This window comes from Salmonella sp. SAL03688, from assembly GCF_046551895.1.
GTDB classification, from domain to species: domain Bacteria; phylum Pseudomonadota; class Gammaproteobacteria; order Enterobacterales; family Enterobacteriaceae; genus Salmonella; species Salmonella enterica.
The window spans coordinates 38,720-61,992 of sequence record NZ_JBGDVI010000013.1; the positions used below are offsets into that span (position 1 = coordinate 38,720).

Consider the following 23,273-nt stretch of genomic DNA (forward strand, 5'->3'; position numbering starts at 1 on the left):
GCGCTTGCTACCCGGTAATACTTCGAACGAAAAAAGCGCCTCTGGGGCGCTCTTTCGACAGTCGCTAACGACTTATTTGCTCAGTTTAGCGGTCATATGCACGCGATTTGCAGCGTGAAAAGCTTAGAACTCACGCTCAAGATGATAGCCATTATAGGTATCGATGAGCTCGTTATAAGCTTTAACCACAGCCTCATAAGAACCATCTACCATATCGCCGCTGCCGCTATTGAGGTAGTCCTGCTCATGCGAGGTATACGCCACGTTATCGCGCACGCGCCGAATGCGTTTTTTCACCTTGCCCTGGAATTTTTCCAGCTCAGAAATAAAACCAGGGAAGCTACGATGTTTATCTATATCAACGTTGATCTTCTCGTTTAGCTTCTGAGTATGCTCTTCAAAATCAGCGAGCTGTTTGCTTACTGCCGCCACATCAAAAGAATCATCAGCTACAGCGTCATTAAGCGTCTCGGCTTCCTGCATCGTCAAAAGCGTATAGTACTTAATGGATTTACCTTCTTTCTTCTCGGTCGCCTTAATTTCATTAGCCGCATGCTGCCCACTCATAATGGTAATCTCGGCGATATATTTCTTCGCAATGGGATCAAACTCATCGAACTGTTTTATAAACGTTTTATGGAACGCTTTGGCGCCAGCAAAGGCATCATCCTTGAAGTTATCTTGATCATAGTATTTATTCATACTATTGATTGTTTCAGCTAGTGGCCCAGCCGCATTAATAAATGCCAGAGCAGCACTATCCAGAGAGGCAAACGCCGGCTTTAATTCAGCCGCCGCCTTGATGTCTTTCCGGCAGTCCTGGATAAATGCAGGATACACAGGAACCAGCGGAGAGGGATCGTCTTCCTTACCGGTAGGACCGGTGCGGAAATCGTCGAGTGTGTTAGCATAACGATTTACAGCACGGTAAATATCTGCCTGGAGATTATTATAACAATCAATGTAAACATTCAGCTTTTGGTTAAGAACATCGTTCGCATCTGCGCTTTCCGCTGATGTGGATTGTGTATTGCTCGCTGATGAATCCGCACTCTGAGCTACAGGTTGTTCGTCCGCTTTTTTTTCATCACAAGCGCTTAGCCCGGCAGTCATCAGCATAGCGATAATAATTGATGATAACAAATCCTTTTTCATTAGAATAACCTATAAATAATATCATTGAAATTTACAGATTCATTTTAATGAAAAAAAACAGGTATGTGATTTATTCAACACAAAAAATACTTAATCCATATTTCATTATAATTAACATTATCAATATCAATGTGTTCGTTAAAATAAGAGGACCCCAACGTAAATATACAAAAGGCAATTAAATGAAAAGGAATTTATTATCCTCAGCGATAATCATTGCGCTAATGACCCTGGGCGCAACAGGATGTGATGACAATAATGTTAAAACCGAGGCGACGCCGGCCGCCAGCAGTCAGCCTGCGACGCCAGCGCCTTCTCAGACGCCGGAAACGCAATCTGGCGAAAGTCCAGCGCAGCCCCCAGCAGCGAAGCCAGAAACGGCAACTCAGCCCCCGGCGGCGAAGCCAGAAACGCCAGCTCAGCCGGAGGTTGACGCTGAAGAAGTTTATAGTGAAAAAATGGATGTCTATATCGATTGTTTTAATAAACTTCAATTGCCCGTTCAGCGCAGTCTGGCGCGTTACGCGGATTGGGTGAAAGACTTTAAAAAAGGTCCGACAGGGAAAGAGAGCCTGGTTTATGGCATTTATGGTATTACGGAATCTTACATAACGAATTGCCAGAAAGAGATGAAACAGGTGGCCGCCTTAACGCCATTACTTGAGCCTATTGATGGCGTTGCCGTTAGCTATATTGATAGCGCCGCCGCGCTGGGTAATACCATTAACGAAATGGAAAAATATTATACCCAGGAAAACTATAAAGATGATGCCTTTGCTAAAGGTAAGGCGCTGCATCAGACATTACTGAAGAATATCGAGGATTTTAAACCCGTCTCGGAAAAATATCATGAGGCTATTCAGGAGATAAATGACAGGCGGCAATTGACACAGTTGAAGAGAATAGAAGAAGCGGAAGGTAAAAAATTTAACTATTATTCTCTGGCTGTCATGATTTCGGCAAAGCAGATCAACAAGGTTATTTCTGCCGATACCTTTGATGCCGAAGCGATGATGAAAAAAGTCGCGGAACTGGAAACAATGATTGCGCAATTGAAAGAAGTGAATACTGATGGCCGTAATTCTTCTTTCATCAGCTCTGCGGCTGATTATCAGCTACAAGCTAAAAAATATATTCGTCGCATCAGAGACAATGTTGAGTATTCTGATTTTGAAAAGAAACGGGTGCAGGACCCTGCAACAGGATGGATGGTTGCGGATTCTTATCCGGCGTCGTTGAGAAGTTATAACGAGATGGTGGATGATTATAACCGCCTGCGTTGAGTGACGGCACATTAACTGCGCGCAGGCTGGCGCAAGTGCCTATAAAATTACGCTATAACGCCAATAAAAAGCGCCGATCAGGCGCTTTTTTCGTTTATGTATTCTTCATCAGGCAATATCCGTAAAAATAGCTGACGTAAACATTAACTAAAGAGAGCTATTAGAAAAACCAGTAATCTGAAGCTATCACAAGATGTTGACGTCACGCTGGAAGGTACTGGTAGTGTCATTGAGGATCGGCATTTATATGGAAAGCATTTATCCCGCTGATGCGAAAGTTCTGGGCCACTTCAGCATAGGGCGGCCCAGCCTTCATCACTTATAGGGTGTCACGTCCAACTGTTCTGTAAGACGTTAATTAATACCCGCCATTCGTAATAACGCGGTCACTACCGCGGCGGCGATAATCACCACAATAAGCGGCATTTTACGCCAGGCTAAAAATACGGCGAAGCCAACCCCAAGAACGCGTGCCATTCCGGCAAAATGTTCGCCTTCGTAAAAGGTGGTCGCCAGCGCGACGGAGAATAGCAGCACCGTTGCCGCATCCGAGAGCAGCGCCTGTGAACGCTCAGACAGCGCCAGACGGCTGCCAAGTTTCGCGCCGCCGAGGCGCATCAAATAGGTTCCCGCAGATAAAAGAGCAATACCGATAATAAATAGCGTCATATTGCCCATTATTTTTTCCTCGCCAGTAGGCCAAGCAGCGAAAGCAACACCGGCAATCCGGCAGCCACAAAGGGAACGGCGGCAAGCGACAGCGCGGCGCCGCTGCAACCACGAATCAATGTGGTGCGGTTTTTAAACGCCGGGATCACCAGCGCCAGTAAGATTGCCGGGAATACGGCATCCAGACCGATGGTTTCTGGGGCCGGGAGCAGTTTGCCGACACCAGCGCCAATCAGTGTGCCAATCGGCCAGAATAGGGCGACGCCCAGACCGCATAGCCAGTAGGCGGCTTTACGTTGTTCGGGTGTTTTTTGCGACAGGCCGAACACCACGCTCTCATCATTCATAATATGGCAGCCGAAAAAGCTGGCGGCGCGGGTGCCAACCAAATCGCGCACCGTTACGCCAAACGGCACGTGGCGCGCATTCACCAGTAGTCCTGCCGCCGCCGCCGCTAACGGATTGCCGCCGCTGGCAACAATGCCGATAAACATAAATTCGGACGCGCCCGCCAGCACAAAAATAGAGAGGACAAACGGCACCCACAGTGGGAAACCGTAGGCCATCGCCAGTGAGCCATAGGACATGCCGACGACGCCCACGGCCAGGCACACTAAAAATATCGCTTTTATTGTGTCTCCCTTGAGATAGGAAAAATAGTGTTTCATCTTCTTTAGTCATATCGAACGAATTTTCATTATAATGAACGGAACAGATTTGCTTTACAAGACGAACATTTCGTTCGTTATAGTGAACGTTGGATGCTTTATGACACAACCTATTAGCGTCATTGCCAGAAGCCTGGTACGCGAACGCCAGCGAACCGGACTGTCGCTGGCGGAGATTGCGCGGCGCGCAGGCATCGCTAAATCTACGCTTTCACAACTGGAAGCAGGGAACGGCAACCCCAGCCTGGAGACGTTATGGTCGCTATGCGTCGCGCTCGACATTCCCTTTGCCAGGCTGCTGGAGCCGCAGGTACAAAAAACGCAGGTGATTCGCCGCGGAGAGGGCACCAAAGTCGTGGCGGAGCAGGCGCATTATCAGGCGATATTACTGGCGGCGTGTCCGCCCGGCGCGCGGCGTGATATCTATCTGCTGTTGACGCAGCCGGGGGCCGACCGGATCTCTCACCCGCATCCGCCGGGGTCGGTGGAACATATTATTGTGACGCAGGGAAAAGCCCTTGTCGGCTTAACCGAGGCGCCGGAAGAGCTGGCGGAGGGCGATTACATTTGTTATCCCGGCGACCAGGCGCATATCTTTAAAGCGCTGGAACCGGATACTCAGGCTATCCTGGTAGCGGAGCAGAATTGAAATTGCCGGATGGCGGCGTAACCGCCTTATCCGGCCGACAAAAAATAAAACCGTAGGCCCGGTAAGCTTGCGCCATCGGGCACACGACTTACTGCAGATAGAACACCTCTTTTAGCTCTGCGCTGACCGGGCTGTTATCCGGATTCGCGGGCATAACGTCACGCATATGTTTCCACCAACGCTGGCAAACGTCGGTGCTGGCAACGGCGTTCCAGCGCTCCTCGGATTCAATCTCAACGGTGGCGAACAGCAGATTGCGCTCCTGATCGAGATAAATCGCGTAGTGATGCGCGCCGTGAGATTTTAATACGGCTTCCAGCTCCGGCCAGATTGGGTTATGACGACGCTGATACTCCTCGTGCGCGTCGGCATTTACCTGCATCACAAAGGCTTTGCGGATCATAACGCCTCCAGGTACAGCTCGCGAACTTCATCGCGGCTGGCGGTGCGCGGGTTACACGGCGCGCACGGGTCGGCGAGGGCTTTATCCAGCCAGCCTTCGATATCTTCTTTTGTGACGCCCAACGTGCTGAAACCTTCTGGAATGCCGACGCGTTTGCTCAGCGTACGGATAGCGTTAATCGCTTCCTGACTTGCGGCTTCGTCAGACATACCGCGCGTCTCCACGCCCATCGCCTGTGCGATGCGGGCAAAACGCGCGACGGCGTTCGGACGGTTAAAGTTCTCGACAATTGGCAGCAGGATAGCGTTGCAGACGCCGTGCGGCAGGTTGTGGGTTGCGCCCGGCTGGTGCGCCAGCGCGTGAACCAGCCCCAAACCGGCGCTGTTGAACGCCATACCCGCCAGGTACTGGCCGAATGCCATTTGCTCACGGGCTTCGAGGTTATGGCCATCGTCAACCGCTTTCGGTAGCCACACATTGATTAAGCGAATCGCTTCCAGCGCGTTAGCGTCGGTGAGCGGATGCGCGCCAACGGAGACATAGGCTTCCACCGCATGGGTCAGGGCATCCATGCCGGTTGCGGCGGTCACAGACGCCGGGATTTCCAGCATGACGCTGGCGTCATCCACGGCAATATCCGGGATGATATTCGGGTCGATGATCACCTCTTTGACCTTACGGGCAGAGTCGATAATCACCGCGTTGCTGGTCATCTCTGCCGCGGTACCTGCCGTAGTGTTAATCGCTACCAGCGGTACGCCGGCGTTTTTCACTTTGCCGACGCCGGAGTAGGCGGTAGATGGACCTGGGTTGGCGGTCAGAATTTTCACCGCTTTTGCGGTATCGATCGGGCTGCCGCCGCCGAAGGCGATAATGTAGTCACATTCTGCGCTCTGATACGCCGCAAAACCTTTCTGCACCAGCTCTTCTGTCGGGTTTGGGAACACCTCATCAAACAGGTGGTAAGACATTTGATGTTCATCCAGTGCGCTAAACAGGCTATCCAGCAGGCCCAGCTTTACCAGTTGACCATCGGTAACGATCAGCGCTTTGCCCCATTGCTTATTCGCCACGAGGTTCACCATATCGGCAATCGCTCCAGCGCCATGCAGGCTAATTTTTGGCAGTGCCAACATAAAGCTCATCACTATTCTCCTTAAAAAAATTCCCTGTTGCCCGATGGCGCTACGCTTATCGGGCCTACGGTAAAATGCGCACCGACCTGTAGGCCGGATAAGGCAAAGCCGCATCCGGCGTTGAGTTGGGAGGTATCAGTACAGCGCTACGGCGCTGGCCAGCGGTGTCACGCCAAATCGTTTGCCGAGTGCGACCAGTTCTTCGCGCGTGATGGTCTGCTTCATACCGCCCATCGAATAGATTTTGACTAATACCTCAGCGGATTTCTCTGCGGTATCTATCAAACCGAAGGTTTCATCCAGCGTAGGTCCGCTTCCGAACACGCCGTGGAACGGCCACAGCACCAGCGAATGTTTCTGCATTTCTTGCGCGGTGGCCTGGCCGATTTCATCGGTGCCTGGCACCATCCACGGCAGAATGCCGACACCGTCCGGGAATACCACCAGACATTCGGTGCTGCCTTCCCACAGTTTGCGGGTGATCAGCGCAGTGTTGTTTTCCAGTACGTAGGTGAGGGCGATCAGGTTAGTCGCATGGCAATGCATAATGACGCGGTCTTTGCCGTGGGTGGCTTTGATGCGTTCGCAGTGGGAGAGGAAATGCGCCGGGAGTTCAGAGGTGGGTACCGCGTCGTGGGTTAAGCCCCACAGAATGTGGTAGCCTGCGCCGTCGCTGTCGATTTTGACCACGCCTAAATTGGCTGCCGGATCGAGCTGCACGTTGCGAAAGAATTTGCCGGAACCGGTAACGATAAACGGCGTGTTCGCCAGCAGCGGCATGGGTTGACTTAGCGCGATGTAGCGCGGTTTTTCGTGGAAATTAGCTGCAAACGGTGCGATATCGGCTTCATCCAGACGCAGCGTCAGGTTACCGCCATTACGTTCGTCCCACCCTTTCAGCCACGCATCAGACGTGGCTTTAATCATGCCCTGGACAAACCAGGAATCGGTAATATTTTGCATGTTCGTGTTCCCATTTATTGCCCGAAGGTTATTCGGGTCTTACGTAGGCCGGATAAGCGCAGCGCCATCCGGCAATCGTGTTTCATTTATTGCCGGATGGCGACGCGGGCGTCTTATCCGGCCTACAGATCAGGTGTCGCTGTCAGCTACGTTTGCTCAGGATCTCTTTTTCGTAGGCGCGAACGCTGTCCAGCCACTGGCTGCCAGCCGGCGTGTCGTGACGCTGGCAATACATTTCCCAGACGGCCTGCCACGGCAGAGATTTCTGCTCTTCCAGCAGCGCCAGACGCGCGGTGTAATCGCCGCTGGCTTCAAGCTGACGCAGTTGATCTGTGGGTTCCAGCAGAGCGCGCAGCAGCGCTTTTTTCATGTTGCGGGTACCGATAACCCACGCGGCGACACGGTTGATAGAGGCGTCGAAGAAATCCAGACCGATATGCACACGGTCGAACAGGTTATGACGGACGATCTCGCTGGCAATTGCCTGGGTTTCATCGTCCAGGAGCACCACGTGGTCGCTATCCCAGCGTACCGGGCGGCTGACGTGCAGCAGCAGCCGTGGCACGTAGAGCATGGCGGCGGAAATTTTGTCGGAAATCACTTCAGTGGGATGGAAGTGGCCCGCATCCAGGCACAGCGCGGTCTGACGGCTGGTGGCGTAGCCCATGTAGAACTCATTGGAGCCGACGGTGTAGCTTTCCGCGCCGATGCCAAACAGTTTGCTCTCAACGGCGTCGATGTGGTGCGCCGGGTCGAATTTCTCGCTAATGACCTCATCCAGCGCTTCCAGCAGGCGCTGGCGCGGGGCTAAACGGTCGACGGTAATGTCTTTCATGCCGTCCGGGATCCAGATGTTCATCACCGACGGCGTACCGAGCTGCTCACCAAAGTATGCCGAGACGCGGCGGCTGGCCTTGCAGTGATCGATCCAGAATTGGCGAATTTTCGCGTCTGGATGAGAGAGGGTAAAACCGTCAGCGCTCAGTGGATGAGAAAAACAGGTGGGGTTGAAATCCAGCCCCAGCCGGTTCGCTTTCGCCCACTCCACCCAGTTTTTAAAATGCTCCGGTTTGATCTGGTCGCGGGCAACCGGCGTATCCGACTCAAGATAAATGGCGTGCAGGTTCAGCCGTTTTGGGCCTGGGATCAGACGCAGCGCCTGTTCCAGATCGGCGCGCAGTTCGGTGGCGTTACGCGCTTTGCCCGGATAGTTGCCGGTTGACTGAATTCCGCCCGTCAACGAACCTTCCGGGTTCTCGAATCCGGCAACATCGTCGCCCTGCCAGCAGTGCATGGAAACCGGCAGGCGATCGAGCTGGCGCAGCGCCTCCTCGACATCAATACCTACTGCGGCGAAACGTTGTTTTGCCAGTTCCCAGGCTTGTTCCAGTTGAGTGGTCATGCGCAAAGCTCCTTTGTCTGTCGTTTGGGTTGAAACTGCGCAACGTGGCGGGCAATTTCACTATCAGGATTAGGGATATAGGTTGTCAGGTCGTAGTTAGCGCTGACGACCTGACGGAAGTTATCGACGTTGTTTAATTCGTCGAGGGTCATAAGCTGAATACCAATATTGCCAAGGGTGGAGGCTTCAACCGGCCCGGCCATCACGCGAATACCACATGCATCGGCGCACAACTGGTTGAGTAGCGCGTTTTGGCATCCGCCGCCGACAATATGCAGTTGGGTAAATTTTTCGCCGCGCAGATTTGCCAGTTCGTGCAGAATGTCGGCATACAACAGCGCCAGACTGTCGAAAATGCAGCGCGCCAGTTCGGCATCGCTGACGGGAACGGGCTGGTCGGTCTCGCGACAGGCGGCCTGGATTTCAGCGCGCATATCGTCAGGATTGATAAAGCGATCGTCATTCGGGTTAATCAGGAAACGGCAGGCCGGCAGCGCTTCTGTTTGGGCAATAAGCGCAGGCAGATCGGTAATGCGCCGTTCTTTCAGCACACGCTGGAGCAGCCACAAACCCATAATGTTTTTCAGTACCCGATAACGCCCTTCCGCGCCGCCTTCGTTGGTGATATTGGCAGCCAGCGCCTCGTCAGTGGTGTAGGGCATTTTGCTTTCAAAACCCATCAACGACCAGGTGCCTGAAGACAGGTAAGCGCTATGTTTATTTGCCAGCGGAGAGGCAATAACGGCGCTGGCGGTATCGTGGCTGGCGACGGCTACCACCGGAATACGGTTGCCCTGCGGGCAAATCCAGTCGCCGATAACATTGCCAGGGTGTGAGGGGCGACCGAACCAACTCTTTTTCGCGCCGGTCCACGCCAGCAGGGTATCGTCCCAGTCATCGGTATTGATATTGACCAACTGGGTGGTCGTGGCGTTGGTGTATTCCCAGTTCATTTCACCGGTCAGGCGGTAGCTGAAATAATCGGGCATCAGCAGCGCATGAGCGACCTGCGCCGTTAACTCAGGCTGTTGTTTCGTCAGCGCGCGTAGCTGATAGATGGTGTTAAACGGCAGAAACTGAATCCCGCTGCGGCGATAGATTTCGCTTTTGCCGATCTGGACCAGCGCTTGCGGCATGATGCCCGTGGTACGGTTATCGCGGTAGGAGACCGGCAGGCCGACACGCTGACCTTGTTTATCCAGCAGGACATAATCGACGCCCCAGGTGTCGATGCCGATGCTGTCGATAAGAATGCCTTCATTGCAGACTTTCTTCAGACCAAGACGGATATCCTTTTCCAGACTGTCGATGTCCCAGGTGTCAAACCCGTCTGTTTTTTGTAGGCAGTTCACAAAACGGTGAATTTCACGTAGCGTCAGGGTACGGTGTTTGCTGTCGTAACGCGCCAGCATCACGCGCCCGCTGGATGCGCCGAGATCAACCGCGACACAATGGCGAAAAGTCATAATCAGGTCCTTCTTAGAGTTATTGTGCACAGTCTAAAAAAGCCCTCAAAGACCTACCTTCTCGTTACTGACAGGAAAATGAGCCGCTGGCAACAAGGCAAAGATGAACGTGATAGCGTTCACAGTTTCTACTAATAGGCCGGTGTGATGTCGTCCGCATTTCCCGCTTTTTCCCGCCTTTTCTTGAAAAAAAGACCATGTTTGCGCGCTTTAGCGTCAAAAATTTAAGGTGAGGCCGATAACCCTTAATTACTATTCGGACATGTTGAATTCAGGAGGAAGCAACCATGACCGTACTGCATAGCGTGGATTTTTTTCCATCAGGTAAAGCGCCCGTGGCGATTGAACCTCGTCTGCCGCAAGCCGCTTTCCCTGAACATCATCATGATTTTCATGAAATCGTGATTGTGGAACACGGTACGGGCATTCATGTATTCAACGGGCAGCCGTATACCATCAGCGGCGGTACCGTGTGTTTTGTTCGCGATCACGACCGGCATTTATATGAACATACCGACAACCTATGCCTGACGAATGTACTGTGGCGTTCACCGGACGCCTTCCAGTTCCTGGCGGGGTTGGATCAATTGCTGCCGCAGGAGCAGGATGGTTACTATCCTTCTCACTGGCGGGTGAATCAGAGTGTGTTGCAGCAGGTGCGCCAGTTGGTCGGTCTGATGGAGCGCGCCGGAGACGGCATGGATGCGCCTGCCGTGGCGAATCGCGAAATTTTGTTTATGCAACTACTGGTGTTGTTACGCCGCAGTAGCCTGATGGAAGGCGCGACCAATAACGACGCCAAACTCAACCAACTGATGGCATGGCTGGAAGACCATTTTGCGGAGGAGGTCTGCTGGGAGGCGGTAGCTGAACAGTTTTCGCTGTCGCTACGTACGCTGCATCGTCAGCTTAAACAGCATACCGGGCTGACGCCGCAACGTTACCTTAATCGCCTGCGTTTGATCAAAGCCCGGCATTTATTGCGCCATAGCGATCATAGCGTGACAGAAATCGCGTACCGCTGCGGTTTTGGCGACAGTAACCACTTTTCGACTCTGTTTCGCCGAGAATTTAACTGGTCGCCGCGGGATATCCGTCAGGGACGCGATGCGATAATCCAGTAACGCGAACGCTATCAACGTTTTCGTCGCCAATATGCTGATAATTATACCCTTTAATACCGGATGGCGGCTGCGCCTTACCTGGCCTACGGCGGCGAGCGGTAGACAGAATAAGCGTAGCGCCAGCCGGCAAGCATTCAACATGAGGTGCTGCGGTGGCAAATCAGTTAATCCTTTTGAAAAAAGATTTTTTTACTGATGAGCAGCAGGCCGTTACGGTTGCCGATCGCTATCCACAGGATGTTTTTGCGGAACATACGCATGAGTTTTGTGAACTGGTGATGGTCTGGCGGGGCAATGGCCTACACGTTCTTAATGAGCGCCCATACAGAATTACCCGCGGCGATCTGTTTTACATTCGTGCTGAAGACAAACACTCCTATACTTCCGTTAACGATCTGGTGCTGCAAAATATTATTTACTGCCCGGAGCGTTTGAAACTCAATGTAAACTGGCAGGCGATGATTCCCGGCTTTCAGGGAGCGCAGTGGCATCCTCACTGGCGGCTGGGCAGTATGGGAATGAATCAGGCGCGGCAGGTCATTAACCAGCTTGAACATGAGAGTAATGGACGCGATCCGCTGGCGAATGAGATGGCGGAATTGCTGTTTGGTCAACTGGTAATGACGTTAAAACGGCATCGCTACGCGACTGACGATCTTCCGGCAACCTCCCGAGAAACCCTGTTGGATAAATTAATTACCGCTTTGGCTAATAGCCTTGAGTGTCCCTTTGCGCTGGATGCGTTTTGCCAGCAGGAACAATGCAGCGAGCGGGTGCTGCGGCAGCAGTTTCGCGCCCAAACCGGGATGACGATTAATCAATATTTACGCCAGGTCCGTATTTGCCACGCGCAGTATCTGCTTCAGCATAGCCCGCTGATGGTTAGCGAGATTTCGATGCAGTGCGGTTTTGAAGATAGTAATTATTTTTCAGTGGTGTTCACGCGGGAAACCGGGATGACGCCGAGCCAATGGCGTCATCTCAGTAATCAAAGCGATTAACTGGCCATGCCTAAACCGACAATATTCGCCGCGATAATAATTACCACGCAGCCGAGGCTTAATACGGCAACGGGACGGCGGCCAGCATTTTTCCACTCTTTTAGCACCAGACCGACAAGCCCCCCGCACAGCACATAGAAGCTCATGTGCAGCATCCAGCTCATGTAGTCATATTGCGCGGGAATGCGCGCGTGACCCCAGGCATAGAAAAAGAACTGTAAATACCACATCAGACCGCCAAGCGCGGACAACAGAATATTGCTGATAATCAACGGTCTTGCCAGCGAGAAGTCGGCTTTTATCGACAGATTTTGCACTTTTGCCAGGCGGATAAAACAGAAACCGAGGTTCACCAGCGCGCCGCCGCCCATAATCACCACGTAACTCGGCAGCGCGACATAGAGCGGGTCAACGCCAAGCGCGGCAGCAGCTTCATGCATCGGTTTCGCGGCGTTCATGGCAAAAGACATCCCCGCCGAGAAAATACCGCACATCACTGCCAGCAGAAGCCCTTTCTTCAGATTGAACTCCTCCGCTTTAATGCCCATTTTGCGTTCTTTTAACTGTCCGGCGCGCGTCACAATCCCGACGCCGATCAGCGCGACAAAAACGCCAAGTAGCGTCATGCGTCCCCCTTCGGTATGGATTAACACATCGAAGTTACCGTTGATGATAGGCGTCATCAGCGTGCCGACGATAAGCGTAATGCCGATAGCGATGCCGATACCCATCGACATCCCGAGATAACGCATGGTCAGACCGTAATTAATATTGCCGATGCCCCACATGGCGCCGAACAGAAAAACCGGTAAAAGGGTGGAGAGGTTAAACTGTCCATAATAGGCCCAGAAATCAGGCAGTAACAGAGCGCTAATTGTCCACGGCAGAATAAGCCATGAGACGATGCCGCCCACTGACCACATGGTTTCCCATGACCACTGTTTCACTTGCTTGAACGGGGCATAGAAGCAGGCTGCACTGGCCGCCCCTATCAAATGCCAGAAAATACCCATCGTAATCGCGTTACTCATGACATGTTCCTCATTATTTTTTATGGACGGGATACCCCTTCCGTTTGCATGAGTTTAAAAATTACGCAGCCTGGTAACCTTATAACGATTGCCGCCGTTGGGTGTATTCTGGCAATCAGCACGTTAATGAAGTGATTAACTTCACGTTTTAAAAAAGTCGGAGCGCATCGTGACCGTCTGGATGTTATTCAAATTAGTGGGTAATATTTGTTTTCTAAAATACCTTCATCATAACGACACGAAACGACTTAGCTGGCAACAATGCAAAGAAAACGCTGCGTGAGGTCACATAATGGGAATAGTCTGACTTACCGTTTGATAAAAGGGTAGTTATACAGTAATTATTTAGTTGTTTTATTTGTATTTACAAATTAAATATATTGAAATTAACGTTAGGAATCAATGGAATATAAATATAAGGAAATCCCTATATTGGCGTTGTTGATGGTGTTTTAATTTTTATTTTATATGACGAATATGAATTTCATTTATTTTATTTTGCTTTTTGAACATTATCCCAATTTTAAATTAAAGATCTTTGTCTATATTGTCGCCATTCACATTGCGTATTATGGTTGTAACGGCCTGACATGAAACAACGTTTTAATTTTAAATTAAATGGATTCTGTTATGAGAAAATCTCTTTTCTTACTATTACCTCTTGTTGTAACAAATGCGCATGCAGTATATGTCGATGTTCGTCATGAATATCTTGATGACAGTAAAGCTAACTATGACCGTGCGTATATTTCTCATCGGTTTGCGAATGGTGTTGGTTTTGCGATAGAAGCTATCTCAAAATCAGGCGGGGATGACACCAATAAAGCGTTTAATGACCTGGAAACACAGGGCAACGAATATACGATAAGCTACCAATTTAAAACCGGTGATGTCGCCTGGCAACCGGGTTTCGTGCTGGAAACAGGCAACGGTTACTCTACCTATAAGCCTTACTTCCGCGCGACGTGGACATTAAATGAAAGCTGGTGGGTTGGCGCGCGCTATCGTTTTGAATATGTACGCCGTTCTTCTGATATCCGTGATGATGATACCATCAATCGTATGGATGTCTGGGCGGGTTATAAATGGAACAACTTTGACTGGACAATCGAAGGAATTTATAAGAAAGCCGATAAATATGATCTTTACGATGGCGGCAAAGATAACTATGAATATAACTTCAGAACTGCCTATATTATTGACCAATGGTCGCCATTCGTTGAGGTAGGTAATGTTTCCGTCAATAGCAACAGCGATGAAAGACAAACCCGTTTCCGCGTGGGTATAGGCTACACATTCTAATCATTATCCCTGTTTATTATTTATTCCCTTTTCCGGCTACTTTATAGGTAGCCGGTTTTTTTTACCTGGTGATGACCTGCGGATAATTATTATCGTGCGTTGGCCGGATAAGACGCGAATCGCCATCCGGCAACGAGATGTGCAGGAAACAATGCGCTTACATGATGCCCAGTAGACGGGGTAAGAACAGTGTGATTTCCGGAATGTAGGTAATTAATAACAGAACGCCGATAATCGCGCCGTAAAAAGGCAGCAACGGTTTAATCACTTCCTCAACTTTGACCTTACCGACGCTCGCCCCGACATATAAACCACTGCCAACTGGCGGCGTAATGGTGCCAATCGCCAGGTTATAGATCATGATAATGCCGAAATGCACCGGATCGACGCCCAGTTTAGCCATGATCGGCAGCAGAATCGGGGTAAAAATCAGAATGGCCGGACCAATATCCATAAATGCGCCGATAATCAACAAAAAGACGGTAATGACTAACAGGATAACCAGTTTATTGGCGGAAATACCGAGGATCATATCGCTCAGCGCCGCAGGGATATTGGTGATCGACATCGAGAAGGACATCGCCGAAGAGGTTGCCAGCAGGAACATGATGACCCCGGTCATTACCACTGTCTGGAGCAAAATCGAAGGCAAATCCTTAATTTTCAGCGTGCGGTAAAACACCATCGTCAGCAATAACGTATACACCACGGCAATCGCGGAGGCTTCAATGGCGGTGAAAATCCCCTGCACAATGCCGCCGACGATAATCACGATCAGCAGCAGGCTGGGAATGGCCTCAACGGCAACTTTTAGCGCCATGCCTTTTTGGACGGTGAAGAAAACCCGATAATTTCGACGCTTAGCGACTACCAGCGTGACCAGCATACAGCCAACGCCCCACAGCACACCCGCAACCAGACCGCCGGCGAACAGAGCGGCAATCGATGTTCCCCCGCTTGCCAGCGCATAAAGGATAAAAGCCGTGGTGAGCGGAATTAACATTCCCGTCGGCGCGGAGGCGATATTCACCGCGGCCGCAAAGCCGCGATCGTAACCTTCGCGCGCGCTCATCGGCACCATCACGCCGCCGATGGAGGTTGAGGCGGCAATCGCCGATCCGGAAATTGCACCGAACATCATATTGCCGACGATGTTGGTATAAGAGAGCGAGCCGGGCAGTTTGCCAGTAAACAGTTTGGCAAAATTGACCAGCCGGGCGGCAATTCCCCCGCTATTCATGATCACCCCGGACAAAACGAAGAACGGCACGGCCAGCAAGGCAAAACTGTCCAGGCTGGAGAACATTTTTTGCGCGGTGGCGAACATAGAAATATCGAAAGGCAGTACCAGCATCATGGTGCTGAAAGAGGCGATAACGATGCAGATCCCGATAGGCGCGCCCATGGCCAGTAAAACAACAAAGACGGCAATTAGCGTACAGGACGCAAAAATAGGGTCAATCATGTGATTTCTCCAGAGTGTGCTCAGTGGTATCCGTGGCGGAATGGATAGCTTTCAGGGCGTCAACGATATTCAGCAGCCCATAGAGGATGATCAGTACGCCCGCGCAGGGGAGCGCGTAATAAATTTTTCCCATCGGAATGCCCAGCGCAGGGGAGATTTGCAGCATAGAAATCGCAGAAATCTTTAAGCCGCCGATAATCAATACCCAAATGGAAAACGCGATAAAAATGACCTGCAGAATAATATCCCACCAGCCACGAATCGTCGGCGACACCTTATCCAGTAAGAGAGTCAGGCTGATATGCTGTTTCTGACCGGCGACAAAAGCCATGCCCAGCATTGATACCCACACCAGGAGAAATCGCAGCATCTCTTCGGTAAGGGTGCTGGGAACGCCCAGAATGTAGCGGCTCACCACCTGCCAGCAGGCGATGCCAACCATTATCGCCAGCACCAGGCAACAGATAGCGCCCAGCAATAAATCAAGTCCTTTTCTGAATGTGTTCATCTTAATTTCCTGATTAGATTAATTTTTTGCTGTCTGGATACGTTGATACAGCCCGTAAAGCCGCGGTTTGTTTTTCAGACCGTCGTAAATAGGCTGTACTGCCTTCTGGAAGGGTTTTTTGTCGATCTCGTAGAATTCAACGTTGAAATCTTTTACCGCCGCCAGCCTGGTTTTCTCTATTTCCTTGTCCCATGCGGCTTTCTCAAATTCGATCGACGCCTTGATGGCGGCTTCGACGATGCGCTGCTGTTCCGGCGTCAGCTTTTCCAGCGTGAGGGTACTCATTAACAGGATATCGGGAATGCGGGTGTGCATATCGTAGGTGTAATAACGGGCGACTTCGCCGTGGCGGGCGATGGTGAGAGCGAACTCATTGTTTTCCGCGCCGTCGAGAATGCCTTGTTGTAACGAGGTATAGACCTCCGCCTGGCTCATGGCGATGGGCGAAGCGCCCAGCAGTTTGAGAGTTTGGATCGCCGTCTCACTCTGCATGACGCGGATCTTCTTCCCGCGTAAATCCTCAATGCGTTTAACCGGCGCTTTGCTCATATAAAAATTACGCGCGCCGGAATCATACCAGCCTACGCCGACAAACCCCTGTGCGGCGGTGGACTGATAAACAGGCTCCATCACCTGTGGGTTATCCATTACGCGGTAGTATTCATCGACGGTGGCAAACAGGTAGGGAAGTGAGAACACGCCGTACTCAGGCGAAAAACTCTCCATCAGCCCGGACGACACTTTAGTGATGTCGACGACGCCGACCTGCGTCAACTCCACCAGTTCGCGCTCGCCGCCAAGCTGTCCGTCCGGGAAGTACTGTACTTTGATATCGCCGCCCGTTTTCTCTTCAACTTGCTGCCCCAGGAAGTGCAACGCATCTTTTACCGGCTGGCTATTTTCAGCGTAGGCCAGGCGCAAAATGGTTTCGCCGTGGGAGAAGAAAGAGAGTGTGGAGAGTAAGGCCAACGTAGCCAGACGTATAAAACCAGGTTGCTTCATAATTCCCTCGCAATTGTAATAATTTACCGGGAATGTAATTGCATGGTGAAATTATAACCTTCTTGATTTTGCCACCGCTGACAAAAATTGGCACCAAAAGAAAGATTTTGAAACCCTGTTTCACATTTCATGATTTCCAGGAATTCATCAACAGACGGTTTCGGTTGGAGGCGTAAAAAACGGTTTTTTTCAGCGGATGCCGTAACGTTTATAACCCTGGAAAAAGTACGGCATTGATAATCATTTTCAATATCATTTAATTAACTATAATGAACCAACTGCTTACGCGGCGTTAACACTGTGCCGCTCGACAATAATGGAGATGATTATGAGTTATACACTGCCATCCCTGCCGTACGCTTATGATGCACTGGAACCGCACTTCGATAAGCAGACGATGGAGATTCACCACACCAAACACCATCAAACCTATGTCAACAACGCCAACGCGGCGCTGGAAAATCTGCCTGAGTTTGCTGACCTGCCGGTTGAAGAACTGATTACTAAACTGGACCAGGTGCCAGCGGACAAAAAAACCGTGCTGCGTAACAACGCGGGCGGCCACGCTAACCACAGCCTGTTCTGGAAAGGGCTGAAAAAAGGCACCACTCTGCAGGGCGATCTGAAAGCGGCTATCGAGCGTGACTTCGGTTCCGTTGACAACTTCAAAGCTGAATTCGAAAAAGCAGCAGCAACCCGTTTCGGCTCCGGCTGGGCGTGGCTGGTGCTGAAAGGCGACAAACTGGCTGTGGTTTCTACCGCAAACCAGGATTCCCCGCTGATGGGTGAAGCCATTTCCGGCGCTTCCGGCTTCCCGATCCTGGGTCTGGACGTGTGGGAACACGCTTACTATCTGAAATTCCAGAACCGCCGCCCGGACTACATCAAAGAGTTCTGGAACGTGGTGAACTGGGACGAAGCAGCAGCGCGTTTCGCCGCTAAAAAATAATTTGCATTGCACGTCTGTAGAAGCGAGTCTGATGACTCGCTTTTTTTGTATCCGCGTAAGGAGCAGCAGATGCATTATCCGGTTGACGTGTTTATTGGCAAAATTCGTGACTATGACGGCAGCCGCCCGAGCGCTATCGCCAAGGTGCAAATCGACGGCGAACTCATGCTGACCGAGCTGGGTCTGGCAGGCGATCAGCAGGCCGAAAAGAAAATCCACGGCGGCCCCGACCGCGCGCTATGCCATTACCCCCGTGAACACTATGCTGATTGGATTCTCCAGTTCCCCGAGCAGGCGACGCTGTTTTGCGCCCCGGCGTTTGGCGAGAATCTGTCGACGAACGGAATGACCGAACACAACGTGTTTATTGGCGATATCTACCGCTGGGGTGAGGCGTTGATCCAGGTCACTCAGCCGCGCTCTCCATGCTTTAAACTTAATTTCCACTTTGCCATCAGCGACATGGCCCTCCTTATGCAGAACAGCGGAAAAACCGGCTGGCTGTATCGGGTCATTGCGCCAGGTAAGGTCTCCAGCGATGCGCCGCTGGAACTGGCGTCGCGTCTGAGCGATGTCTCGGTTCATGAAGCGGGTGTTATCGCCTGGTCTATGCCGTTTGATGACGAACAATATCACCGGCTGTTGAGCGCCGCCGGGCTGTCGGCGAGCTGGAGCCGCACCATGCAGAAGCGTCGTTTGAGCGGCAAAATTGAAGATAGCGCCAGACGACTGTGGGGGGATAAAACTCCGCCAAAATGAAAGGAAGGATTATGACTGAAGCTGAAAATGCGGTGGCGATCGTAAAAGAATTTTTGGTGGCCTCGATGATTCCCGATGCTGAACGCGCCGCAACGTATATGCACCCGGAGGTGAAAATTACCTTCACCGGGGGCCGGGCGATGGTTGGCGCAGCAGATATCGCGCAGTTTAACGGCGCTCGCTACAAGTGGGTGAAGAAGGCGCTGGGCGAGTTTGATGCGGTGCAGCATGATGATTACGTTGTGATTTATTCCAACGGTACGTTGTATGGCGAATGGCCCGACGGTCGCCCGTTTGCCGATAACCGCTTTATCGACCGCTTCGAAGTGCGCGATGGCAAAATTACCCGGATGGACGTGTGGAATGACAGCGCCGAGTGGATTCTGGCGCCAGACATTTCCCGGTAAATCTCGACGGCGAGATAAAAAATCGGCCTGCATTCGCAGGCCGATGGTTTTTAGGTTCGCTTGTACAGCGGTAGCCACAGCGTGAGCCGCAACCCACCCAGCGGGCTATCGTCAGCCTTCACCCAGCCGCGGTGCTGCTGAATGGCGCTTTCGACAATCGCCAGCCCCAGGCCAGTACCACCGGATTCACGGTCGCGCGCCTCATCAGTGCGATAGAACGGACGGAAGATCTGCTCGCGGTCTTCAGGGCTGACGCCCGGCCCGTCGTCATCGACCGTGATCGTAATACCGTCTTTATCCACCGAGAAGCCGACTTCAATCTTCGTATGTGAATAGCGCAGCGCATTACGAACAATATTTTCCAGCGCGCTTTCCAGCGCGTTTGGGTTGCCATAGAGCGGCCACGGCCCCGGCGGATAATTTACCGTTAACGACTTGCCCATCTGTTCGGCTTCAAAGGCGGCGTTATCCAGCACTTCGCCCCATAGTTGATTGGCTTTCATCGTTTCGCTGACCAGCGCGTTTTTCTGTTGGTTACGCGACATCACCAGCAGGTCATTGATCATGCTGTCCAGACGCTGCGCTTCGGTTTCAATACGCTCCAGCTCTTTGCTTTCGCCGCCACGACGACGCAGCAGCGCGGTACCCAGTTGCAGGCGCGTAAGGGGCGTTCGCAGCTCATGGGAGATGTCTGACAGCAAACGCTGCTGCGAGGTCATCATCCGTTCCAGCGCCGTCACCATCTGGTTAAAACTGGCGCCAGCGGCGAGGAACTCCTGCGGACCCGCCTCCAGCTCCGGATGCTGACGCAGGTTGCCTTGCGCCACTTCATCAGCCGCGTTTTTCAACTTACGCGCCGGTTTCGCCAGACTCCATGCCAGCCATAGCAAGAGCGGCGAACTGACCAGCATCGTGACAATGAGCAACAGAAGCGGGCGGTCAAACAACAGATTAATAAAATCGGATTGCGAACTGCTGGCCGGTCGAATCAAGTAAAGCTGGTAATTATCCTCTCCGTCGCGAACGGAGAACGGCCCCACCATCTCTACGCGGCCATATTTTTTCTTCTGCGGATGATCGGCGTTATCCGCCTGACCAATGAAGTTACGAATGATCTGCATTTCGCTGCGTTCAGCGCCGATCACGCGTCCTTCAGAGGTCACCAGTAATAACCGCTGTCCAGGCGGCGCCCACTTATCGATCGCGCGGAACAGGCGACGCCACCACATCAGGTCGTTGGGCGGATCGTTCGCAAGTTCAGCTTCTACATGTTGCTCTATCATCAATCCCTGGCGCTGTTCGCTGTCCAGCAGCTCGGTCATCTGGCGTGAATCGAGCTTGGGCAACATCAGTACCAGCATTAGCACCAGCGCCAGCGTCAACCAGAAGATGGCGAAGATGCGCGCGGTTAAACTTCCTATCATGAAGCGGAAACCATCAGATAGCCGCGACCACGCAATGTTTTAAACCACGGGTGACCGTCTTTGCGTTCCGGCAGTTTGCGGCGCAGGTTAGAAATATGCATATCAATAGCGCGATCGAACGGCGTCAGGCGCTTACCCAGCACTTCCTGGCTTAAATGTTCACGGGAAACCACCTGGCCGAGGTGTTGCGCCAGCAAATAGAGCAGGGTGAATTCCGTACCGGTCAGCTCCAGCGTTTGGCCATCGAAACTGGCTTCCTGGCGGCCCGGATTAAGGCTTAGCGCATCGACTTCCAGCGTCGGCGAGCCGTTGTCGCTGCTCTGCTGCTGTTCGCTCCAGTGGGAACGGCGCAAAATAGCCCTGATGCGCGCTACCAGCTCGCGGTCGTTAAACGGTTTGGGTAAATAGTCGTCCGCGCCCAGCTCAAGGCCGAGAACGCGATCCAGCTCGCTGCCGCGCGCGGTCAGCATAATGACAGGCGTCTGGTGTGTCTGGCGAAGCGCTTTCAACGTATCGATACCGTTTTTCTTCGGCATCATGACGTCAAGCAAAAGTAAATCGATGCTGTCATCCAAAAGCTCAAGCGCCTGCTCGCCGTCGTGGGCCACCAGGACATTAAAACCTTCCATTTCGAGGAGCTCTTTTAACAGGGAAGTCAGCTCTCGGTCATCATCAACTAACAGGATTTTATTCATTGTTTACGTACCTCCGAGGCAGAAATTACGTCATCAGGCGTCGCTAATCCATGACTTTACGTTGTTTTACACCCCCTGACGCATGTTTGCAGCCCGAATCGTAAACTGTCTCTCGTTGAATCGCGACAGAAAAGATTTTGGGAGCAAGCGATGCGCAAAGTTACCGCTGCTGTTATGGCCTCAACGCTGGCATTCAGTTTTTTAAGCCACGCAGCTGAAGTTGTTACAAGCGATAACTGGCACCCCGGTGACGGGGCCACGCAGCGTAGCGCGCAAAATCATATGTTTGACGGCATAAGTTTAACCGAACATCAGCGTCAGCAGATGCGAGATCTTATGCAACAGGCAAGGCACGAACAGCCTCCTGTTAATGTTAGCGAAATGGAGACAATGCATCGGCTTGTCACCGCAGAAAAATTTGATGAAAGCGCTGTGCGCGCTCAGGCAGAAAAAATGGCGCAAGAGCAGGTTGCCCGCCAGGTCGAAATGGCCCGCGTGCGTAACCAGATGTATCGCCTGTTAACGCCGGAGCAGCAAGCGGTTTTGAATGAAAAGCATCAGCAACGAATGGAGCAACTGCGCGACGTGGCGCAATGGCAAAAAAGTTCATCGTTGAAATTATTGAGTAGTAGCAACTCACGTTCCCAGTAACAACCCTGTTTTCCTTGCCATAGACACCATCCCTGTCTTCCCCCTCATGATGAGGGGGTTTTTTTTAATAAATTCTGCACTTAACCCTAATTTTGCACATTCTTAAATGCCGCCGGGTTTTTGACAGGCACGCCTTCTCGCGTGCCTGACGCGTAATTAACTTAACGCAGCTTGACCAGCGACCTTAGATAAAAACCATATATTCAGTTTTATAGTTAGTTGAATATATTATTAACATAATTATATTCTGATATTTCATTGAAAACATAATGTTGAGCTAAAACATAACTTAGTTGGCATGTAATACTTAGTGAATTGTGTATTTCATAAGTTAGTCGTTCGGAGGTATGTATGTTAAATATCAGACCCTTTACGTGGTTTTCTAGAACGCAGCAACGCTATAATGTAAAAGATAAAAATAGCGCTTCATTTGGGGAGAACTGTTCTGAAAGGGCGAGTTGTTCTGAAAGGGCGAATTTATGCAGTTTCAGGAGCATTAGAGAAGGATGTCATGAAGTAAACATTCAGTTCACGCTTTCTGGACAGGATAGTGATGAGCTCGTAAAACTGGGTTGCTATAACTCACAGGATATCATTCGGGACTTATGCAATATCTGTACTTTGCTGGCAAACAAACTAATAATCCAGGCAACTGCGATATCCCACCTTTGCAAGGAGGTGAATGCCAGGTTAACACAGGATATCGACTCCTATGTGGCTTCGAGAGTCAACGCAGTACTCGACGACGTTCGTAATGAAAAACAGAAAAATATTCCATCTAAAGTGCGGGCGGAGCTGGTGAGGACAGCCATGATCAAAGGAGGCTATGGAAAAATAGTGGAAGGGAAGAGTGAGGAAAAATTACTCAGTTTTGCCAGGCCTGGCCTGACAGCAGAGATTAACACCTTAGTTGATCAGATGTTACCTATGAACGCCAGAGTGGTTAACTATTTAAACAAAGCAATCAAGCCATCAATCTGCGATTTAACCTATGATGCGATTGTCTCACACCCTGAAATTAATCAAATACACTTGCAACAAGAATGTTATACGCCAGTTTCAGAGATATTGAGTATGGTCAGGCTGCAGGCAGAAAATTGGCTTGATGAGGGGGAAAATGGTACTCTGCTGTAATTACTCACATCTTGAATAAAATTTTGG

24 protein-coding genes are annotated in these 23,273 nt (G+C 51.3%); 10 read left to right on the plus strand and 14 right to left on the minus strand.

All coding sequences use genetic code 11. The annotated features are described in order from the left end of the window. Positions 1–123: 123 nt before the first annotated feature. Positions 124–1,155, minus strand: coding sequence for a YiiG family protein (locus tag ACLJR2_RS14405; RefSeq protein WP_001534593.1), 1,032 nt, complete (start codon positions 1,153–1,155; stop codon positions 124–126). Between the two features lie 182 nt (positions 1,156–1,337). Here ACLJR2_RS14405 and ACLJR2_RS14410 point away from each other — a divergent pair, with 182 nt between their 5' ends. Next, positions 1,338–2,438 carry a YiiG family protein gene (locus tag ACLJR2_RS14410; RefSeq protein WP_000828047.1) on the plus strand — a complete coding sequence of 367 codons (1,101 nt, stop codon included), beginning with the start codon at positions 1,338–1,340 and terminating at the stop codon, positions 2,436–2,438. Between the two features lie 354 nt (positions 2,439–2,792). On the opposite strand, the gene ACLJR2_RS14415 is transcribed toward ACLJR2_RS14410, so the two are convergent. Both ACLJR2_RS14415 and ACLJR2_RS14420 read right to left on the minus strand, forming a co-directional pair. Further along, on the minus strand, positions 2,793–3,116 hold the full coding sequence (locus ACLJR2_RS14415) for an AzlD domain-containing protein (RefSeq protein ID WP_000527677.1): 324 nt from the start codon (positions 3,114–3,116) through the stop codon (positions 2,793–2,795). Then, the gene (locus tag ACLJR2_RS14420; RefSeq protein WP_000683595.1) at positions 3,116–3,775 is read right to left on the minus strand and encodes an AzlC family ABC transporter permease; all 660 of its coding nucleotides are present in this window, start codon (positions 3,773–3,775) and stop codon (positions 3,116–3,118) included. Before ACLJR2_RS14420 ends, ACLJR2_RS14415 begins: the two co-directional genes overlap by 1 nt. 100 nt (positions 3,776–3,875) lie before the next feature. Here ACLJR2_RS14420 and ACLJR2_RS14425 point away from each other — a divergent pair, with 100 nt between their 5' ends. Continuing rightward, positions 3,876–4,424 (plus strand): helix-turn-helix domain-containing protein, encoded by a 549-nt coding sequence (locus ACLJR2_RS14425; RefSeq protein ID WP_001517951.1) that lies wholly within the window; start codon positions 3,876–3,878, stop codon positions 4,422–4,424. Positions 4,425–4,512: 88 nt separating this feature from the next. On the opposite strand, the gene rhaM is transcribed toward ACLJR2_RS14425, so the two are convergent. From rhaM to rhaB, 5 genes are all read right to left on the minus strand, one after another. Next, positions 4,513–4,827: an L-rhamnose mutarotase gene (gene rhaM / locus ACLJR2_RS14430; protein ID WP_000619478.1), complete on the minus strand. Its 315-nt coding sequence runs from the start codon at positions 4,825–4,827 to the stop codon at positions 4,513–4,515. Further along, positions 4,824–5,972 (minus strand): lactaldehyde reductase, encoded by a 1,149-nt coding sequence (fucO, locus tag ACLJR2_RS14435; protein ID WP_000009254.1) that lies wholly within the window; start codon positions 5,970–5,972, stop codon positions 4,824–4,826. Before fucO ends, rhaM begins: the two co-directional genes overlap by 4 nt. Positions 5,973–6,098: 126 nt before the next feature. Continuing rightward, the gene (gene rhaD / locus ACLJR2_RS14440; protein ID WP_001179685.1) at positions 6,099–6,926 is read right to left on the minus strand and encodes a rhamnulose-1-phosphate aldolase; all 828 of its coding nucleotides are present in this window, start codon (positions 6,924–6,926) and stop codon (positions 6,099–6,101) included. Positions 6,927–7,068: 142 nt separating this feature from the next. Then, the gene (rhaA, locus tag ACLJR2_RS14445) at positions 7,069–8,328 is read right to left on the minus strand and encodes an L-rhamnose isomerase (protein ID WP_000211468.1); all 1,260 of its coding nucleotides are present in this window, start codon (positions 8,326–8,328) and stop codon (positions 7,069–7,071) included. Next, positions 8,325–9,794 carry a rhamnulokinase gene (gene rhaB / locus ACLJR2_RS14450; protein ID WP_000143966.1) on the minus strand — a complete coding sequence of 490 codons (1,470 nt, stop codon included), beginning with the start codon at positions 9,792–9,794 and terminating at the stop codon, positions 8,325–8,327. Before rhaB ends, rhaA begins: the two co-directional genes overlap by 4 nt. A gap of 287 nt (positions 9,795–10,081) precedes the next feature. On the opposite strand from rhaB, the gene rhaS reads away from it, so the two are divergent. Together rhaS and rhaR are read left to right on the plus strand one after the other, a co-directional pair. Then, on the plus strand, positions 10,082–10,918 hold the full coding sequence (gene rhaS / locus ACLJR2_RS14455) for an HTH-type transcriptional activator RhaS (RefSeq protein ID WP_000217112.1): 837 nt from the start codon (positions 10,082–10,084) through the stop codon (positions 10,916–10,918). A 152-nt stretch (positions 10,919–11,070) separates the two neighbouring features. After that, on the plus strand, positions 11,071–11,919 hold the full coding sequence (gene rhaR, locus ACLJR2_RS14460) for an HTH-type transcriptional activator RhaR (protein WP_000013291.1): 849 nt from the start codon (positions 11,071–11,073) through the stop codon (positions 11,917–11,919). Here rhaR and rhaT read toward each other — a convergent pair. Next, the gene (rhaT, locus tag ACLJR2_RS14465; protein WP_000063541.1) at positions 11,916–12,950 is read right to left on the minus strand and encodes an L-rhamnose/proton symporter RhaT; all 1,035 of its coding nucleotides are present in this window, start codon (positions 12,948–12,950) and stop codon (positions 11,916–11,918) included. The genes rhaR and rhaT overlap by 4 nt on opposite strands. A 618-nt stretch (positions 12,951–13,568) precedes the next feature. Between rhaT and ACLJR2_RS14470 the strand changes: the two genes are divergently transcribed. Continuing rightward, positions 13,569–14,252, plus strand: coding sequence for an oligogalacturonate-specific porin KdgM family protein (locus tag ACLJR2_RS14470; protein WP_000378721.1), 684 nt, complete (start codon positions 13,569–13,571; stop codon positions 14,250–14,252). A 157-nt stretch (positions 14,253–14,409) separates the two neighbouring features. On the opposite strand, the gene ACLJR2_RS14475 is transcribed toward ACLJR2_RS14470, so the two are convergent. Genes ACLJR2_RS14475 through ACLJR2_RS14485 form a run of 3 tightly spaced genes read right to left on the minus strand, consistent with a single transcriptional unit; the run spans position 14,410 to position 17,227 of the window. Continuing rightward, on the minus strand, positions 14,410–15,717 hold the full coding sequence (locus tag ACLJR2_RS14475; RefSeq protein WP_000566793.1) for a TRAP transporter large permease: 1,308 nt from the start codon (positions 15,715–15,717) through the stop codon (positions 14,410–14,412). Further along, complete coding sequence (locus ACLJR2_RS14480) at positions 15,710–16,225, minus strand: TRAP transporter small permease (RefSeq protein WP_001091413.1); 516 nt, start codon at positions 16,223–16,225, stop codon at positions 15,710–15,712. Before ACLJR2_RS14480 ends, ACLJR2_RS14475 begins: the two co-directional genes overlap by 8 nt. 18 nt (positions 16,226–16,243) lie before the next feature. Beyond that, positions 16,244–17,227 (minus strand): TRAP transporter substrate-binding protein, encoded by a 984-nt coding sequence (locus tag ACLJR2_RS14485; protein ID WP_000812816.1) that lies wholly within the window; start codon positions 17,225–17,227, stop codon positions 16,244–16,246. Between the two features lie 328 nt (positions 17,228–17,555). Here ACLJR2_RS14485 and sodA point away from each other — a divergent pair, with 328 nt between their 5' ends. The 3 genes from sodA to ACLJR2_RS14500 all read left to right on the plus strand — a co-directional run bounded on the left by sodA (position 17,556) and on the right by ACLJR2_RS14500 (position 19,342). Next, positions 17,556–18,176: a superoxide dismutase [Mn] gene (sodA, locus tag ACLJR2_RS14490; RefSeq protein ID WP_000122632.1), complete on the plus strand. Its 621-nt coding sequence runs from the start codon at positions 17,556–17,558 to the stop codon at positions 18,174–18,176. A gap of 69 nt (positions 18,177–18,245) precedes the next feature. Further along, on the plus strand, positions 18,246–18,935 hold the full coding sequence (gene yiiM / locus ACLJR2_RS14495) for a 6-hydroxyaminopurine reductase (RefSeq protein WP_000559221.1): 690 nt from the start codon (positions 18,246–18,248) through the stop codon (positions 18,933–18,935). A gap of 11 nt (positions 18,936–18,946) precedes the next feature. After that, the gene (locus ACLJR2_RS14500; protein ID WP_000133446.1) at positions 18,947–19,342 is read left to right on the plus strand and encodes a nuclear transport factor 2 family protein; all 396 of its coding nucleotides are present in this window, start codon (positions 18,947–18,949) and stop codon (positions 19,340–19,342) included. A gap of 50 nt (positions 19,343–19,392) precedes the next feature. Here ACLJR2_RS14500 and cpxA read toward each other — a convergent pair whose 3' ends face one another. Beyond that, positions 19,393–20,766 carry an envelope stress sensor histidine kinase CpxA gene (gene cpxA / locus ACLJR2_RS14505; protein ID WP_001534598.1) on the minus strand — a complete coding sequence of 458 codons (1,374 nt, stop codon included), beginning with the start codon at positions 20,764–20,766 and terminating at the stop codon, positions 19,393–19,395. Then, complete coding sequence (gene cpxR, locus ACLJR2_RS14510) at positions 20,763–21,461, minus strand: envelope stress response regulator transcription factor CpxR (RefSeq protein WP_001033731.1); 699 nt, start codon at positions 21,459–21,461, stop codon at positions 20,763–20,765. The genes cpxA and cpxR overlap by 4 nt, the downstream gene beginning before the upstream one ends. Before the next feature lie 150 nt (positions 21,462–21,611). Between cpxR and cpxP the strand changes: the two genes are divergently transcribed. Together cpxP and ACLJR2_RS14520 are read left to right on the plus strand one after the other, a co-directional pair. Beyond that, positions 21,612–22,112 (plus strand): cell-envelope stress modulator CpxP, encoded by a 501-nt coding sequence (gene cpxP, locus ACLJR2_RS14515; RefSeq protein ID WP_001233463.1) that lies wholly within the window; start codon positions 21,612–21,614, stop codon positions 22,110–22,112. Between the two features lie 351 nt (positions 22,113–22,463). Continuing rightward, entirely contained in the window at positions 22,464–23,246 is a 783-nt protein-coding gene (locus ACLJR2_RS14520) for a hypothetical protein (protein ID WP_000932274.1), read from the plus strand. Positions 23,247–23,273: the final 27 nt, after the last annotated feature.